This window comes from Streptomyces sp. R35 (genome assembly GCF_041053035.1).
Lineage (GTDB): Bacteria > Actinomycetota > Actinomycetes > Streptomycetales > Streptomycetaceae > Streptomyces > Streptomyces lutosisoli.
Genome location: NZ_CP163440.1, coordinates 11,185,018 through 11,200,678 on the forward strand (window position 1 = coordinate 11,185,018; position 15,661 = coordinate 11,200,678).

At 70.1% G+C, this 15,661-nt stretch carries 19 protein-coding genes; 17 read left to right on the plus strand and 2 right to left on the minus strand.

The window, feature by feature from the left end; translation table 11 throughout:
* Genes AB5J50_RS50665 through AB5J50_RS50675 form a run of 3 tightly spaced genes read left to right on the plus strand, consistent with a single transcriptional unit; the run spans position 1 to position 2,880 of the window.
* Complete coding sequence (locus tag AB5J50_RS50665; protein ID WP_369265234.1) at positions 1-2,043, plus strand: tetratricopeptide repeat protein; 2,043 nt, start codon at positions 1-3, stop codon at positions 2,041-2,043.
* Positions 2,044-2,103: 60 nt separating this feature from the next.
* Complete coding sequence (locus AB5J50_RS50670) at positions 2,104-2,712, plus strand: tetratricopeptide repeat protein (RefSeq protein WP_369265235.1); 609 nt, start codon at positions 2,104-2,106, stop codon at positions 2,710-2,712.
* Positions 2,713-2,724: 12 nt separating this feature from the next.
* Positions 2,725-2,880: a hypothetical protein gene (locus AB5J50_RS50675; RefSeq protein ID WP_369265236.1), complete on the plus strand. Its 156-nt coding sequence runs from the start codon at positions 2,725-2,727 to the stop codon at positions 2,878-2,880.
* 68 nt (positions 2,881-2,948) lie between these two features.
* Here the strand turns inward: AB5J50_RS50675 and AB5J50_RS50680 are convergent, their stop codons facing one another.
* Entirely contained in the window at positions 2,949-3,218 is a 270-nt protein-coding gene (locus AB5J50_RS50680) for a transposase family protein (protein WP_369265237.1), read from the minus strand.
* 372 nt (positions 3,219-3,590) lie between these two features.
* On the opposite strand from AB5J50_RS50680, the gene AB5J50_RS50685 reads away from it, so the two are divergent.
* Together AB5J50_RS50685 and AB5J50_RS50690 are read left to right on the plus strand one after the other, a co-directional pair.
* A complete protein-coding gene (locus AB5J50_RS50685; RefSeq protein ID WP_369264916.1) occupies positions 3,591-5,189 on the plus strand; it encodes an ISL3 family transposase in 1,599 nt (532 codons plus the stop codon).
* A gap of 39 nt (positions 5,190-5,228) precedes the next feature.
* On the plus strand, positions 5,229-5,624 hold the full coding sequence (locus AB5J50_RS50690; protein WP_369264915.1) for a GNAT family N-acetyltransferase: 396 nt from the start codon (positions 5,229-5,231) through the stop codon (positions 5,622-5,624).
* Between the two features lie 215 nt (positions 5,625-5,839).
* On the opposite strand, the gene AB5J50_RS50695 is transcribed toward AB5J50_RS50690, so the two are convergent.
* Complete coding sequence (locus AB5J50_RS50695; protein WP_369265238.1) at positions 5,840-6,514, minus strand: HAD family hydrolase; 675 nt, start codon at positions 6,512-6,514, stop codon at positions 5,840-5,842.
* A 131-nt stretch (positions 6,515-6,645) separates the two neighbouring features.
* Here AB5J50_RS50695 and AB5J50_RS50700 point away from each other — a divergent pair, with 131 nt between their 5' ends.
* The 12 genes from AB5J50_RS50700 to AB5J50_RS50755 all read left to right on the plus strand — a co-directional run bounded on the left by AB5J50_RS50700 (position 6,646) and on the right by AB5J50_RS50755 (position 15,643).
* Complete coding sequence (locus tag AB5J50_RS50700; protein WP_369265239.1) at positions 6,646-7,866, plus strand: helix-turn-helix domain-containing protein; 1,221 nt, start codon at positions 6,646-6,648, stop codon at positions 7,864-7,866.
* Between the two features lie 91 nt (positions 7,867-7,957).
* A complete protein-coding gene (locus AB5J50_RS50705) occupies positions 7,958-8,359 on the plus strand; it encodes a hypothetical protein (protein ID WP_369265240.1) in 402 nt (133 codons plus the stop codon).
* Between the two features lie 26 nt (positions 8,360-8,385).
* Positions 8,386-9,252, plus strand: a complete 867-nt coding sequence (locus tag AB5J50_RS50710) for an ATP-binding protein (protein ID WP_369265241.1) — start codon at positions 8,386-8,388, stop codon at positions 9,250-9,252.
* Positions 9,249-9,764, plus strand: a complete 516-nt coding sequence (locus AB5J50_RS50715; protein WP_369265242.1) for a hypothetical protein — start codon at positions 9,249-9,251, stop codon at positions 9,762-9,764. The genes AB5J50_RS50710 and AB5J50_RS50715 overlap by 4 nt, the downstream gene beginning before the upstream one ends.
* Positions 9,761-9,883, plus strand: a complete 123-nt coding sequence (locus AB5J50_RS50720; RefSeq protein ID WP_369265243.1) for a hypothetical protein — start codon at positions 9,761-9,763, stop codon at positions 9,881-9,883. The genes AB5J50_RS50715 and AB5J50_RS50720 overlap by 4 nt, the downstream gene beginning before the upstream one ends.
* 5 nt (positions 9,884-9,888) lie before the next feature.
* Positions 9,889-10,098, plus strand: a complete 210-nt coding sequence (locus AB5J50_RS50725) for a hypothetical protein (RefSeq protein ID WP_369265244.1) — start codon at positions 9,889-9,891, stop codon at positions 10,096-10,098.
* A complete protein-coding gene (locus tag AB5J50_RS50730; RefSeq protein WP_369265245.1) occupies positions 10,095-10,958 on the plus strand; it encodes a class I SAM-dependent methyltransferase in 864 nt (287 codons plus the stop codon). The genes AB5J50_RS50725 and AB5J50_RS50730 overlap by 4 nt, the downstream gene beginning before the upstream one ends.
* Before the next feature lie 174 nt (positions 10,959-11,132).
* Complete coding sequence (locus tag AB5J50_RS50735) at positions 11,133-11,255, plus strand: hypothetical protein (protein WP_369265246.1); 123 nt, start codon at positions 11,133-11,135, stop codon at positions 11,253-11,255.
* Between the two features lie 163 nt (positions 11,256-11,418).
* Complete coding sequence (locus tag AB5J50_RS50740; protein WP_369265247.1) at positions 11,419-12,654, plus strand: TfuA-like protein; 1,236 nt, start codon at positions 11,419-11,421, stop codon at positions 12,652-12,654.
* 28 nt (positions 12,655-12,682) lie between these two features.
* The gene (locus tag AB5J50_RS50745) at positions 12,683-13,813 is read left to right on the plus strand and encodes a YcaO-like family protein (protein WP_369265248.1); all 1,131 of its coding nucleotides are present in this window, start codon (positions 12,683-12,685) and stop codon (positions 13,811-13,813) included.
* On the plus strand, positions 13,810-14,445 hold the full coding sequence (locus AB5J50_RS50750) for a class I SAM-dependent methyltransferase (protein WP_369265249.1): 636 nt from the start codon (positions 13,810-13,812) through the stop codon (positions 14,443-14,445). The genes AB5J50_RS50745 and AB5J50_RS50750 overlap by 4 nt, the downstream gene beginning before the upstream one ends.
* Positions 14,446-14,635: 190 nt before the next feature.
* Positions 14,636-15,643 (plus strand): NAD(P)H-dependent glycerol-3-phosphate dehydrogenase, encoded by a 1,008-nt coding sequence (locus AB5J50_RS50755; RefSeq protein ID WP_369265250.1) that lies wholly within the window; start codon positions 14,636-14,638, stop codon positions 15,641-15,643.
* Positions 15,644-15,661: the final 18 nt, after the last annotated feature.

Here is a 15,661-nt window from a genome sequence, read left to right on the forward strand (position 1 = left end):
GTGGCCGGTGACAGCTATGCCGGGCCGACGGCGAAACAGGACGGTGACCACAACACCCAGCACAACCACTTCCACAGTGCGCCACCGGCGCGGGCCGCATGGCCGCATCAGGTCGGCGTGCTCCCGCCACGGGCGGGCTGCTTCCAAGACCGCGCCGAGGCGGCACGGCTGCAGCAGATGCTGGCGGGCGGCGGAACCACGGTGGTCGGCCCCGCGCGGCCGGTGCTGCCGGGGGGAGTGCTGGCCGGTCTGGGCGGGGTCGGCAAGACACAGCTGGCCGCGGACTACGTCCGCACCACATGGTCCGCAGGTGAGCTGGATGTGCTGGTGTGGGTCACGGCCGGCACCCGCACCGCGGTCGTGGCCCTCTACGCCCAGGCAGCAACGGAGGTGCTGGGCATCGCCGTCGAGGACCCCGACGAAGCCGCCGCCCGGTTCCTGGCCTGGCTGGAGCCGAAACCCGAACCGCGGCCATGCCGGTGGCTGGTGGTCTTGGACGGCATCGCCGACCCGGTCGACCTGGGCGGCCTGTGGCCGCCCGCCAGCCCGCACGGCCGGACCCTGGCCACCACCCGCCGCCGCGATGCCGCCCTGTTCACCCCCGGCCGCCAACGCATCGAGGTGGGAGAGTTCACCCCCGCCGAGGCCACCGACTACCTCAACACCGCACTGGCCACCGACGAGCGCACCGAACCTCCCGCCGATATCGCCGCACTGGCCCAGGATCTGGGCTGCCTGCCGCTGGCCCTGTCGCAGGCCGCCGCATACATGATCGACGCAGGCACCAGCTGCGCCGCCTACCGGACCCTGCTGGCCGACCGGGCGCAGAGCCTGGCCCGGCTGAGCCCCGAGGTCCTGCCCGACGGCCAGAGCCGGACCATGGCCGCGGCCTGGTCGCTGTCCGTGGAATACGCCGACCGGCTGCGCCCCGCCGGCCTGGCCCGCCCCATGCTCCAACTCGCCTCCTACCTCGACCCCAACGGCATCCCCGCCGACGTCCTGACCTGCTCACCCGCCCTGAGCTACCTCGCAGCTCACCGCACCCCCACCAGCCCCGGCGCAGCGCAGGAGCAAAAGGTGAGTGCCGACGACGCACACGGTGCGCTGCGGGCGCTGCACCGCCTCAGTCTCCTCCACGCCCCCGCCCGCACGGGCGAGCCGGGCGATTCGAGCGCGGCGGTGCGCGTCCACCAGATGGTCCAGCGCGCCACCCGCGACATGCTCACCCCCAGCCGGCACGAGCAGGCCGCGCACGCGGCCGCCGACTCCCTGACAGCTGCCTGGCCTGACCCCGAACGCGACACGGACCTCATTCAGGCACTGCGGGCCTGCACCACCGCCCTGACCGCCTGCGTCGAAACCGCCCTCCACCAGCCGGACGCCCACTCGGTGCTGTTCCGGGCCGGCAACAGCCTGGGCACATCCGGCCAGGTCGCTGCCGCCATCGCCCACTTCCAGCAGTTGGCCGGCACCACCCGCCACCACCTCGGCCCCGACCACCCCGACACCCTCACCGCCCGCTACAACCTCGCCCGTTGGCGGGGGGAGGCCGGAGACGTGGCCGGGGCTGCGGCGGCGACCGCCGACCTGCTCGCCGATCGGGAGCGGGTGCAGGGCCCCGACCACCCCGACACCCTCGCCACCCGAAGCAGCCTCGCCGACTGGCGGGGGGAGGCCGGAGATGCGGCCGGCGCGGCAGCGGCCTTCGCCGACCTGCTGGAGCACATGGTGCGGGTGCTGGGCCCGGACCACCCCGAAACCCTCACCGCCCGCAACAACCTCGCCTCCTGGCGGGGGCACGCCGGAGATGCGGCCGGTGCGGCAGCAGCCTTCGCCGACTTGCTCGCCGATCGGGTGCGGGTGTTGGGCCCCGACCACCCCGACACCCTCACCACCCGCAGCAACCTCGCCCACTGGCGGGGGGAGGCCGGAGACGTGGCCGGGGCTGCGGCGGCGACCGCCGACCTGCTGGAGCTCACGGTGCGGGTGCTGGGCCCCGACCACCCCGACACCCTCACCACCCGCAGCAGCCTCGCCTCCTAGCGGGGGGAGGCCGGAGATGCGGCCGGCGCGGCAGCGGCCTTCGCCGACCTGCTGGAGCACATGGTGCGGGTGCTGGGCCCGGACCACCCCGAAACCCTCACCGCCCGCAACAACCTCGCCCACTGGCGGGGGCACGCCGGAGATGCGGCCGGCGCGGCAGCGGCCTTCGCCGACCTGCTGGAGCACGCGGTGCGGGTGCTGGGCCCCGACCACCCCGACACCCTCACCGCCCGCAGCAACCTCGCCCACTGGCGGGGGCACGCCGGAGATGCGGCCGGCGCGGCAGCGGCCTTCGCCGACCTGCTGGAGCACGCGGTGCGGGTGCTGGGCCCCGACCACCCCGACACCCTCACCGCCCGCAGCAACCTCGCCCACTGGCGGGGGCACGCCGGAGATGCGGCCGGCGCGGCAGCGGCCTTCGCCGACCTGCTGGAGCACACGATCCGAGTGCTGGGCCCCGACCACCCCCACACCCTCGCCACCCGAAGCAACCTCGCCGACTGGCGGGGGGAGGCCGGAGATGCGGCCGGCGCGGCAGCGGCCTTCGCCGACCTGCTGGAGCACATGGTGCGGGTGCTGGGCCCCGACCACCCCTACACCCTCACCACCCGCAACAACCTCGCCCGCTGGCAGCAGCAATGTGCTGTGAACTCAGGTAGTGCGGGCTGACGATCCCCAGCGGTGGGTGAAATCCCGACCGTTCAGCCGGAAAAGGACGGCGGCCAGGTTCGCCTGACGGAGCATCTGCCTTCTGAACAACCGCCGCTCTGCATGCTGCCTCAGGCGATGCCGAGTCTGGTGAGCGCGTTCGTCCAGTCAGTGACGATCGCGTACTGATCACCAGGGCCCGGCGGCCTTCGGCCGCCGGGCCCTCACACGTGCTCTTCGCCCCTCAGCTTCCCCACTCATTTCAAGATCCAACGATGTGAAGGGAAGAGCGACCCTGGCCGATTCCAAGGATCCTCATCATCAGCGAGCGGAAGGTCCTTCAACCTACGGTGATAGCGGTCGTGCACCCGGTCCGAGAAGCGGCCGCAGTCCGGACACGGCGCCCCAGCCGCCCGACCTCTTGCTGCCACCTCGACCGTGCCGAACGTGGCCGTCACCGCCTCGACATCCACGTCGTCGATTCCGTCAAACACGAGCGAGTCCCAGAATGATGCGTTGGTCAGCATGACCAGCACCATCACCGTCCACGGCCGACCACGGCAGCGACGACGAGAGACTTGACGAAGCGTGACTTTCGGATGCCATACGGCAAGGCGCACGCGGTCTCACACACTGCCGCCTCTCACAATCGAACACCGAGGTGACTTTCCGCGACGACTCCCCAAGATCTGTGCCAGAACCCAAAGCTCACCGACATTCGGAGATCAACAGGCCCGCGGATGACATCCGAACTTATGGACAAACGACTCTCGTTGAGGGGCTCTGGTCCACTTCCTGTGGATGCATACGCAAGGTGACTGTTGATCTCCGTGTGATGGAGGGTGAGTTCGCCCGAAAATCGCCCGGCTGGTTGGTGGCGTGGTCGACAGTCCTTCGCCGTGAACGAAGTGCTGCCGGAGTTGAACGAGCTGCTGTTTTCCTCGGTCGAGGGCGTGTTGGTGGAGTCGGTCGAGGTGACCGACGCGGTCGTGCGAGTCGGGGCCCGTACGACCGCAGGGAAGGCGGCCTGTCCGGGATGTGGATGTCGGTCAGGGCGAATACACGGCTCCTACCTGCGATTCCCTCGTGATCTGCCGACGGCGGGCAAGTTCGTGGTGGTGTCGTTGCGGGTGCGGCGGTTCGTCTGCGAGGAAGAATCCTGCGAGCGCAAGACCTTCGCTGAGCAAGTACCGGGCCTCACTCGCAGGTTCGGGCGACGGACCGAGCGGCTACGGTCGACGCTGGTGTCGGTCGGTCTTGCGCTCGCGGGCCGAGCCGGCGCCCGGATGACGGACGCCTTCAGGGTTTCGGTCAGCCGGAACACCCTGCTGAGGCTGATCGCCTCGCTTCCGGACCCCGCCACCGCAGCACCCCGTGTGGTCGGCGTGGACGAGTACGCCCAGCGCAAGGGCCGTGTCTACGGAACCGTGCTCGTCGACGTCGAGACACGTCGACCGGTCGACCTTCTTCCGGACCGGGAGGCGGACACGCTCGCGGCCTGGCTCGCCGAGCGGCCCGGCATCGAGATCGTCTGCCGTGACCGGGCTCCCTTCTTTGCCGAGGGCGCGACCCGCGGAGCCCCGCAGGCTCTCCAGGTCGCCGACCGGTGGCATCTCTGGCACAACCTGGGCGAAGCCGCCGAGAAGTGCGTCTACCGGCACCGCAGCTGCTTACGTCCCGCGCCGGAACAGCCGGAGGAACCCCAGGAGGAACCAGAGCCAACCACGTCATCGCCCTGGCCGACAGGGCACCGGTTCGCCGAGCGCACCCGCACCAAGCACGCCACCATCCACGCTCTCCTCGCCGCCGGCCACAGTAAGCGGTCCGTCGCCCGGCAGCTCGGGATGACCCTCAACACGATCCTGCGCTTCTCCCGCGCCACCAGCCCGGAGGAGATGTTCACCGGTCAGTGGCAAAACCGTGCGACCAGGCTCGATGCCTACAAGCCCTACCTCGATCAGCGCTGGCAGGAAGGCTGCACCAACGCCTGGAAACTATGGGAGGAGATCAAGGAACAGGGCTATCCCCGCGGCTACGCCAGCGTCCGCGACTACGTCAGCAGGACGCTTCGCGGCAAGCCCCAACCGGTCGGCCCCCGCCCGCCGTCGGCCCGCGCCGTCACGCGCTGGATCCTCACCCACCCCGACGCCCTGCCCGAAGTCGACCGCCTCCAGCTCAAAGCCGTCCTGGCCAACTGCCCCGAACTGACAGCACTCTCCGAGCACGTGCGTTCCTTCGGCCACATGGTCGCCCACCTCCAAGGCGACCAGTTGCCGACCTGGATCGAAGCGGCCACCTCCACTACCGAACTGCCCAGCCTCCGGCACTTCGCCCAGCACCTCGAACGCGACCTCGACGCCGTCATCGCCGGCCTCACACTCCCCTGGAACTCAGGCGTCGTCGAAGGCCACGTCAACCGGATCAAGATGCTCAAGCGTCAGATGTTCGGCCGCGCTGGTTTCGAACTCCTCCGCAAGCGAGTTCTCCTCGCTCCGTAATTTGATTGCTGGACCTGGCCCGGACTCTACGATCGAGGAGTGACGATCGAGTACGAGTGGCGGGGCGACTTCGACAACACCGCCCTCAACGCGCTGCATGCTGGCGGCTTCGGCCACCCGGTCACTCAGACTGCCTGGCGAGAACGACTTGAACGCCACAGCCTCGGCTGGGTCTGCGCTTGGGAAGACGGCTCGCTGATCGGCTTCGTCAACGTGGTCTGGGACGGCGGAGTTCACGCCTTCGTCCTGGACACGGTGGTCGCCCAGCATCGCAAGCGGAGCGGTGTTGGAGGCGCGCTGGTCGCAGCTGCTGCTCACGAAGCTCGTGCCGCGAAGTGCGAGTGGCTCCACGTTGACTTCGAGGAGCACCTTCGTTCGTTCTACTTCGATGCCTGCGGCTTCAAGGAGACGACAGCCGGACTGATCGCCCTGTAGCAGGGTGGACCAGGCTCTGGGCCAGGATGCACAGGGTCAGAAGCAGTATCAGCAAGCCCTCGCCAGACCCCTGACCCAATCTCAGACGTCACCGGGAGTAACTGCACCACAGGAAGTGGACCAGAGCCCATTGAGAGTTATGCGGCCAGCTGCTCGATGAGTTCGGTGCGTAGGCCGTACTCAGCTGGCCCGTGTACGCCAGCGGGACCGGTTGATCAAGCGTCGTTGCGTACGAGCTTGACGAGCAGCTCGGTGTCGCGCAGGTCGGAGAGAACTGTCTCGGCGCCGGCGTCCCGAAGGGTGGTCTCATCGCTGCGCCCCGAGGCCACCGCGATCACCCGTACCCCGTTGGCGTGGGCACCCTCGACGTCCGCCGGAGTGTCGCCGATTAGCACGGCGGTCTCGGCGCTCACGTGCGCGTGCTGCAGGGACAGGCGGACGAGCTCGGCGCGCGCGTCGTTGTCCTCTCCGTAGGCGCCCAGGTCCCACAGGATGCGGCTGTCGATGCCGAACACCTGGAGCTTGATCTCGGCGACGGCGCGGACGTTGCCGGTCACCACGGTCTGCCGGACGCCATCGGCGTCGAGGGCGTCCAGGGCAGCGGCCGCGCCTGGCAGAGCGTGTCCGCGTTCTCGCAGGTCATTGATGTGCTTGAGGTGTTCCTCGGTGAGGGCGTGAGCGAAGCGCTCGAAGTCCGGCCGGCTGGTGGCCAGGCCGTGAAGCCGGGCGGTCTCCCGGAAGATCACCTGTTCCGTGATGCCGTCGATCTTCGCCTGCTCGCGCATTGGCTGACCGGTGGTCCGCGCGAAGGCGGCGGCCGAGAGCTCGCGGCCCACACCTCGCGTGTCGATCAAGGTGTGGTCGATGTCCCACAGGACCAGTCGGGCCATGATGTGCCTCCCCAACTCCCCAGCCGTGACCGGCTCCCAAGATGTCACGCGAACGCGTGCAGACCGTACGTGCTGCCGCTGTCTGCGTCCTACGCTGACGGTACGAGAGATGCCCGGGAAAGGGGGCGGACGTGACGTCGACTTCGCCGAGCCTGCCCATCGGCCGCAGGACCAAGCACTACCGGCGCGCGAACGGCAACCGCTCCGTCGCCGTCGTCGCAGGGCTGTGCGGCATCACCGAGCGCTACCTCCGCCTGATCGAGGCTGGCGAGAAGACTCCCTCTGCCGAAGTGCTGGTCCGCCTCGCCGCTGAGCTGGGCGTGCCCGTAGCCGCCCTGCTCACCGAGGACCCGATCGAGGAACCCGCGGCGCCCCACACCGCAGCGCCGGAGGTCGCCCGTGCCCTGATGGGACACGGGCCCGCACGCAACACTGCTCCGGCACACCCCGCGCTGCTGCGCGAGCGGGTCGAGCAGGCCTGGCAGATCTGGCAGGCCTCCAAGGATCGGTTCACGAAGGCAGCTCAGATCCTGCCCAGCCTCATCGCCGACGTCGAGTACGCCGTACGAGCACACCGGCACGGCAGCGATCCCGCCGCGCGGCGCGAAGTGCTGCGTGTGGCCGCCGACCTGTACGGCTTACTGCGCTCGTACTGCCGTAGGACCGGCCGTCTCGACCTCTCTCTCATGGTCGCCGACCGCGCGATGCGCGCGGCCGAGGACGCCGACGACCCCGTCCGGATCGCCACCGCGTCATGGAACCTCGGCCACGTCCTGCTCTCCCACAGCGAGCCCAGCGCCGTCGAAGAGGCCAAGGCGGTCGCGCTCCTGGCCGTCGAGCAGTTGCGCCGGGCCCCCGCCACAGCCGAGTCTCGCGCGGTCGAGGGCGCCCTCGAACTGGTCGCCGTCGTCTCCGACGCCCGCCGCCGCAACTGGTGGGAGGCCCGTCGGCGCCTGGAACAGCGCGCCGTCCCTCTTGCCCAGATGGCGGGGGAGGGAAACGCACACTGGACGGTGTTCGGCCCCACCAACGTTGCGTTGCACGCGATGAGCATCGAGATGCTCGCGGGCGAGGCCACTGAGGGGCTGCGCGTGGCGGACCAGGTCGACACCAGCCGACTGCCGAGCCGGGAACGGCAGTTCACGTTCGGGCTGGAAGCGGCCCGCTGCCACGATCTGCGCCGCGAAGACGCCGCCGTCCTCGTCCACCTGCTCGGTCTCGAAGACCTCGCTCCCGAGGACTTCACACGAAGTCCCCTCGCCCGGGACATCGTCCTGGGGCTGCAGAAGCGAGTCCGCCCCACCTTCCGCCGCCAGGTCACCGGGCTTGCCGAGCGTCTCCAACTCGTCTGACTGAACCCACAGTTCCGCAGAACTCTCAGTTCCGTCCGCTGCGCCAGACCGGCCGTACCTTCACGCCATCGCAGTGAAGGACGGGTAGCGGATGATCAAGGACTTGGCAGGGCTCGCGTGCGCGGCCGAGATGCGCCTCGCGCTCGCCGGCATCGACTGGGACGTCATCAAGGTGTCCCGGTTCCTCGGCCTACGGGCGATCGAGAACATGAGCGATCCCGGCGCGATCACGGTGGACCCGTACCCGGCCGCCCCTTCGCTGTACTTCTTCGTCCCGGTGGGCGCCGCTGCTGGCTGGCGGATGCCGCAGACGATGGCATTCGGCCGAGGGATGACCGTGTTGCTGCCACCGGATCACAAGGAGGCGCCGCCTGGCCCGTTCTGGCTGATCCAGCGCTCGCACGGACTCACCCAGGCCGCCGAACTGCGCCGAGAGCTGGAGGCAGCTTGGGGTCCGTCGGCGACATCGGATGACGAGGGAGGCAAGCCGTGACCTCCCCGAATCCTGGAGTTGAGGGCATGACCCATGCCACCCCCATCGCGACCCCCGCCGCCCCGTCCCACAAGGTCGTCGGCACGGTCCCCGGCCATGCCCGTGTGGTGCTCTACACCAGCAGCTGCGACTCGAAGATCGCGCTCAGCGCGCTGACGGTGCTGAGCGACTTCGCTTTCCGGCAGGGCTGGACGGTCGTGCAGGAGGTGTACGACCTGGCGCCGCTCGACGTACCGCGCTACCGCCGCACCGGCTGGCGCACGGTCGAGCAGATCCTCACGAATGGCGAAGACACTGGTCTCGTTGCCCCCGCCGAGCAGGAGATCGCCTGGCACCCCGGAGACCGGACCGCACTACGGGTGTGGCTCCTCGGGCTCCCGGCATTCGCCGCGTATCCCCACGCCGGACGGCACGGCAACACACGCCTGCACAGCGACTTCAACGGCCTGACCGACACGACCCCCAGCCCCATCTGCGCACCCGTCGACCGCCACTGGGCCCGCTCGTACACGCTGCGCCCGGAGAGCCTGCGGCAGGTCCGCACGGACGCCTACACGCGTCTGACCCTGCTGAACTGGACTGGGAACAACGCCGCCGCAGTCGAGGTCCTGGCAAGGCTCGCGAAGAATGCCGTCGTCCACGCCGCTCCCGTCGACGGGACGAGCGCGCACATAGACGTGCGCCTGGCCGTCACCGAGAAGGACGAGCTGCTCATCGATGTCGGCGACCCGAGTCCCGAGTTCCCCGACTGCGCGGCCGCCATCCGCGGCGAGAAGGGGAGCGGCCTGTGGGACGTCCGCCGGCTCGGGGCGGACGTGAGCTGGATCCTCTCCGAGAACGGGCGCGGCAAGACGGTCCGGGCCCACCTGCTGCCGGGGGAGGTGCCCGCATGACCCATCTCCCGCCGCTCGGTGCCACAGCAGCAGGCGGCGCCCCGGGCTGGATTGACCAGGACAACGAGATGACCCGGTGGATGAACCAGGCCCAGAACCGTGTCCAGCCCGACCCCCGGCTGCGGCTGATGCGGTTACGCAAGAACCTGTTGCGCACTGCCGTGGAAGGGCCCAGCCGCACCCGCACACTCCGCGTGATCCTCTACACGCTGGCCATCTCCAACAGCGACCCTGAACCGGACTTCGCACGGCTGCGCACGTACGCCGAGGGCGTCTGGGACGTCAGGCACGAGTTCCACGACACGGCTTCCCGCCTGGACGGCGCTCCCGCACCGCAGGACCGCAACGGATGGCTGGCCGTTCGGCTCCTTCTGCGCCAGGGGGCTGCGGACGGCGTGATCGCCGTTTCTCGCGATGTGATCAGCCCGGACGATGCCTTGTACGAGCGTGAACTGCTGTGGTTCGGCGACCACTTCTCGTTCGTCGACCTGATCATCCCGGAGTCCCGGTGAAGGGCCCGATCCGGCGGATGGACGAGCGCGGCTGGGGCTGGCGCCAGTGGGCCCTCCAGCTCCTCATCGTCCTCGCGGTCGTCGGATTCATTGTCCCCGCTGTCCTGTACGGAAGTTGAGAGCCATGGCTGAGGCATCCCCCCACCGCTTGCCGCCCGAGCGGCTGCGGACCCGTGATCCGCAGGTTGCACTGTCCGCGCTCATGCCTGAGCTGCCCGACGAGCCCTCGCCGGTGAACCTGTTCGGCGTGCCCGCCGGCGAGGTCGTCGGCAGGCGTTTCGACGTGGCTCGGCTGCGCCGCGTCCTCGACGAGGCGACGGAGACCGACACATGAGCGCCCCAGCGCAGAGTGCCCCCAGGCTGTCGGCAGCGGACTGGGACCGCTGGTTCACCACCGGTCACCCTCAGGTTGTCAGCGACAAGGAGGCCGAGCACTTCCACCGCGAAGTCCGGCCGCGACCGGGTATGAGGGCTGTCGACCTCGGCTGCGGTATTGGCCAATGGACGCGGCAGCTCGGCGCCTGGGGCCTGAGCGTGACGGGCTACGACTTCTCCGCCGAAGCGCTGCGGCAAGCCACTGCCGCCGGCCTGGGTGACGGACTGTCCTACGCCCAGTGGGACATCAACGCCGAGCCGATCCCGCGCGAACTGGAGCCGGGCAGCCTCGATTTGGTCACCTGCAGGTACGCCTTTCCGTTCCTGGAACACGGACGCCTGCTGACGGACGTGGGCCGCTGGCTCAAGCCCACCGGGACCTTCTACGCCCTCGTCCGCGTCCGCCCCGCCCCGCGGAGCACCGATGGCAAGCCCACCGACGAAGCCGGGCCGGATACCGCTGTCGAGGCGTTCCGTCGCGGACTCACCCAACCACAGGCCGCCGCGATCGGCTCCGGCTGGGCCCACCGCGAGACGCACCAACTCAGCCAGCAGCGCCACGTCATCGTGCTGCGCGGCTACGGCCACACCATCCCCGGGCCGCCCGACGGTCACGGGGGAGGTGTCCAGACGCCTGGCGCCGGCGGCGATGCTCGCTCCCCCGAGAGCTGCGCCCCGGCGCCGGGTTCCGGCCTTGGCTCCCCACCCGAGACCGGGGGCCGGTCAGCCGGCCAAGGGGCACGCGCGGGCGTGCTCGGCGGCCGCCTCGCTTCCCCGACCCCGCTGGCCTGTTCATCCTCGCCCCAGGTCAGCGGATGACCGCGCCGCCGTCAGGCTCCCCTTCCTTGGCCGGCAGGCGGCGGCGCGGCCGGCACGACCAGACCTCCCGTCCGCAAGGACGGGCAGGCGGATCCGGTCCGCACCGGTCCGTGGCATCACCAGTCGCGAGCGCCCGCTCGCGACTGCCGCACAAGAAGAAGAGGGGAGGAAGCCATGGATCGCTCGAAGTCGGAACTCGCCGCACAGGCCAGGCCCGTGCGCGCAGAGACGGTCACCACGCTCACCGAGCAGACCAGCGCCGTACGCATCGAGGACGTCGAGGACGAAGGTCCCTGACGCGCTCCTCGCCATCGTGCGAGGGCTGATCTGAGGTGTCAGCCCGGCCTGGCGGCGCCACCCGTGTGACATCCGCCGGGTCCGGGCCCCGGCACCACGGAAGTGCCCCTCGGAGCAGATCCGAGGGGCACTTCCCTCTCCCAACCCCGAACGGAAGCCCCTCATGATCCATGTCTACGTCGGGCCCACCCTGCACCCCGACGAACTGTTATTCAGCGACCCCTCCGTACGCCGGCTGCCCCCGGTGCGCCACGGCGATCTGTTCGACCATGCGATCGCCGACACCGACACGGTGGTCCTCATCGACGGCCTCTACCACCAGGCGGCCGCCCTGCGGCACAAAGAGATCCTCGCCGCCCTCGCGCGAGGTATACGAGTGCTGGGTGCCGCGAGCATCGGCGCCCTGCGCGCCGCCGAACTGCACCGCTTCGGCATGCGCGGCGTCGGCGGCATCTTTCGCCGATATCTGAGCGGCGAACTCACCGGCGACGACGAGGTGGCCGTCGGCCAAGCGCCCGACGGTGACCGGCAGGCGCTGACGTGGCCGCTCGTCAACCTCCGCTACGTCCTCGACCTCGCCCAGCAGGACGGCGTCGTCTCCGCCGCCATGGCCACCGTGCTGCTGGAAGAGTTCCGCGCGGTGTACTACCCGCAGCGCACCGAATCCGCAGTCCGGGCCATCTGCCGCAGCCACCACGCCACCGCCCTCACCGTCTGGATCGGCGAACGGCGCACCGTGGACCCGTACTTCGGCGACCTCAAGCGTCTCGACGCTCTCAAGGCCCTGCGCGCCGCCCTGTCCGGCCTGGAGCCGGCGCTCCAGGCCCGGGCGGACGCCCTGCACTGGGACACACCGTACTTCCGGCGCTGGCACGCGCACTTCGCGACCGAGCACGTTGACGGCCTGGAACTGCCCACCGCGCTGCGCATCGCCTACCAGCAGATCTTCGACCCCGACTTCCCCCAGGTGTGGCACGACCACCTCGACCAACTCTCTGTCCACCCCGACGACGGCGAGCCAGGGATGCCGCTGCCCGAGCGGATGGCCCGCCTGACCGGCAACGCCACCAGCACACCGCCCCTCCACGTCGTCTTCCGCATCCCCGTCGACGTGCAGGACGAGAACACCGTGAAGCGGCTCCTGGCGAACGAGAGCGCCCCCGACCGCACGTCCCTGGCCCGCTACCTCGCCGCCAACGACGACACCCGACACACGATCCCCGGCTTCCTGCCCGAGACCATCAAGGACACCGAGGCCCAGCGCACCCTCCAGCAGCTGTGGCGGTGCCCGCCCGCCGCCCTGGACGACGCGGCCGCCGCCCGCGGCTTCCGCAGCGCCGCGCACGCCATTGACACCGTGAAGATCTTCATGGCCGGAGTCCTCGACGACCAGATCTAGGCCTGCACCGCGATGGAGGCAGTCACCGATGCCCACTGACACGATCCGGCTCAACGGAACCGTCCGCGCCCGCACCCCGGACGACACCTGGGGCGTCCTCGCCCCCCGCCTGCCCCGCTACGGCATCACCCGCGTCGCCGACCTGACCGGCCTCGACCACCTCGGCCTGCCCGTGTGGACCGCGATCCGCCCCGGAGCCCACACCCTCGCCGCATCCCAGGGCAAAGGCGCCACCGACCGCCTCGCCGCGATCTCGGCCACCATGGAGGCGATTGAGCTGTGGCACGCCGAACAGCCCTTACCCGTCGATCAGTACGGCACCGCCCAGGACCTCAACCCGCCTTACCCACTGCTCTCCCTGCCCCTCCGCGTTGCTCACCCCGGCCTCGCGTACCTCCCGCTGGAATGGACGGCCGGCACCGGCCTCACCACCGGCCGGCCCATGCTCGTGCCCACGTCCCTCATCTCCCGGGCACCCCGCACGATGTGGACCCCCCACGTCCTGCGCACCACCAGCACCGGACTCGCCTGCGGCAACACCCCTGAGGAGGCGCTGCTGCACGCCATGTACGAAGTCATCGAGCGCGACGTGCTCCACACGGACGAGACCGCCGACGGCGCCCTGCGCCACCTCGTCGACCAGGTCACTGTCGACGACCCGTACGCCCGCGCCCTCATCGACCGCCTCCAGGACCGGCACGTCCTGCTCGAACTGGCCGTGGTGGAGGGCCGGTACGGCATCCCGGTGTGCCTGGCGTACCTGTGGTCCGAGGACTACCCGGCCTGGTTCGCCGGCTCGGGCTGCCACACCGATGCGGCCATCGCGCTGACCCGGGCCATCACCGAGGCCGCGCAGTCCCGCCTCACGTGCATCGCGGGCACCCGCGACGACCTCGCCTCCCGCGACGAAGTCTTCGACACGAGCCTGCCGACTCCGCAGACCGCGGCCGCCATGACCCCTTGGAAACCGGCGAACGGAGCCGCCGCAGCCGAGAGCACCTTCGCCAAGCAGGTCGAGGACGTCGCCACACGCATTGAGGCCGTCACCGGCCACGAGCCGATCGCGGTCACCCTGTCCGGCCCAGACGAGCCACTCGCCGCAGTGAAGGTCGTCGCGCCTGGCGCCCGCTCACGCACGCGGAGGGCGATTGCGCGATGACCGCCTTCACCGACCGCGAACTCGAACAGGCCGCGCACTACGACGAATTCCACGCCGCCCGCGCCGCCAGCCCCCTCGTCTCCCGGCTGTACGCGCAGGCGATGGGCGACGCCTACCCGGCCGAAGTTGCCCCCAACAGCTCCTGCGACTGGACGCTCCTGGGCGCCCTGGCCGGCCGCCTGCAGCTACGTCCCGGCCAGGTCCTCGCCGACATCGGCTGCGGCACCGGCGGCGTCGGCCTGTGGCTGGCCCGCGCCCTGAACGTGCAGCTCGTCGGCATCGACATCTCGGCCACCGCCGTCCGGCTCGCCACCGAGCGCCGGCACGACTTCGTCCCGATCGACCACGCCCGATTCCGTGTCGGCAGCCTGGAATCCACCGGACTACCCGACGGGCACGTTCAAGGCCTGGTGTGCGTCGACGCCCTCTTCAACGCCAGTGATCGCGTCGCGGCTCTCACAGAGTTCCACCGCGTCCTCGCCCCTGGCGGTCGCGCCGTCATGACCCGCGTCCTGCCCGTCGGTGTCCGCCACGCCATCGGATCACAGGCACGTGCGGCGGGATTCACGATCGAGTGCATCGACAGACGGCGGGACGAACCGGAGCTGTGGCGCCGGGTATACCGGCTCTAGATCAGCCACGAAGACGAACTGCGCCGCGAGGTCGGTCACGACCAAACCGACAACATGCTGGCCGAGGCCCACCGCATGCTGCCCCGCCTCGATGACCGCCGCGCCGTCGTCGTCACGCTGCGTCCCGCACCACCCGCTCCCTCGGCTGCCAGTTAGGCTCGCCGGACACCATTGAAGGAGAAAGAGCAGGATGAACCGGATCGCGGTGCTGTCCGCCGGATCATGGGGTACCACCATGGCGATGGTGATGGCCGACGCCGGCAACGCCGTCACGGTGCACGCCCGGCGGCCGGAGATCGCCGACGCCATCAACACCCACCACCACAACCCGGCCTACCTGCCGAACGTCGCCCTCCCCAACTCGCTCCGCGCGACCACCGACGCGGGCGAGGCCCTGGACGGCGCCGGCCACGTCATCGTGTCCATCCCCGCCCAGACACTGCGCGCCAACCTGACCGCCTGGGCACCCCTCATCCCCAACAGTGCTGTGGTGGTCAGCCTCATGAAGGGCATCGAGACCGGCACCGGGCTGCGCATGAGTCAGGTCATCACCGAGGTGACCGGCATCCCCGAAGAGCGCGTCGCGGTCATCTCCGGCCCCAATCTCGCCCGCGAGATCGCCGCCCGACAGCCCGCCGCCTCCGTGATCGCCTGCACCGACGAGACTGCCGCCAAGACGCTTCAAGCCGCCTGCCTCACCTCGTACTTCCGGCCCTACACCGCCACCGACGTCGCCGGCTGCGAGCTCGGCGGGGCCGTGAAGAACGTCATCGCGCTCGCTGTCGGTCTCGCCACCGGTATGGGACTCGGCGCCAACGCCAAATCCCTCCTGATCACCCGCGGCCTTGCCGAGACTGCCCGCCTTGGTGAGAGCCTCGGCGCCGACCCGCTCACCTTCTCCGGACTGTCCGGCGTCGGCGATCTCCACGCCACATGCGCCTCGCCGCTGTCCCGCAATCGCACGTTCGGCGAACACCTTGGTCAGGGCATGACCGTTGCCGAAGCCACGGCCGCTACCCGCCAGACCGCCGAGGGCGTCAAGTCCTGCAAAGCCGTCCTCGATCTGGCCCGCCGCAACGCCGTCGAGATGCCGATCACCGAAGTCGTCGCCGCGGTCATCGACGGCCACATCACCGTCCTAGACGCCGCGAGCCAGCTCATGTCCCGCACCCCCAAACCGGAGCGCTACGGCATCTGACCGGTGCGGGTGCGTACC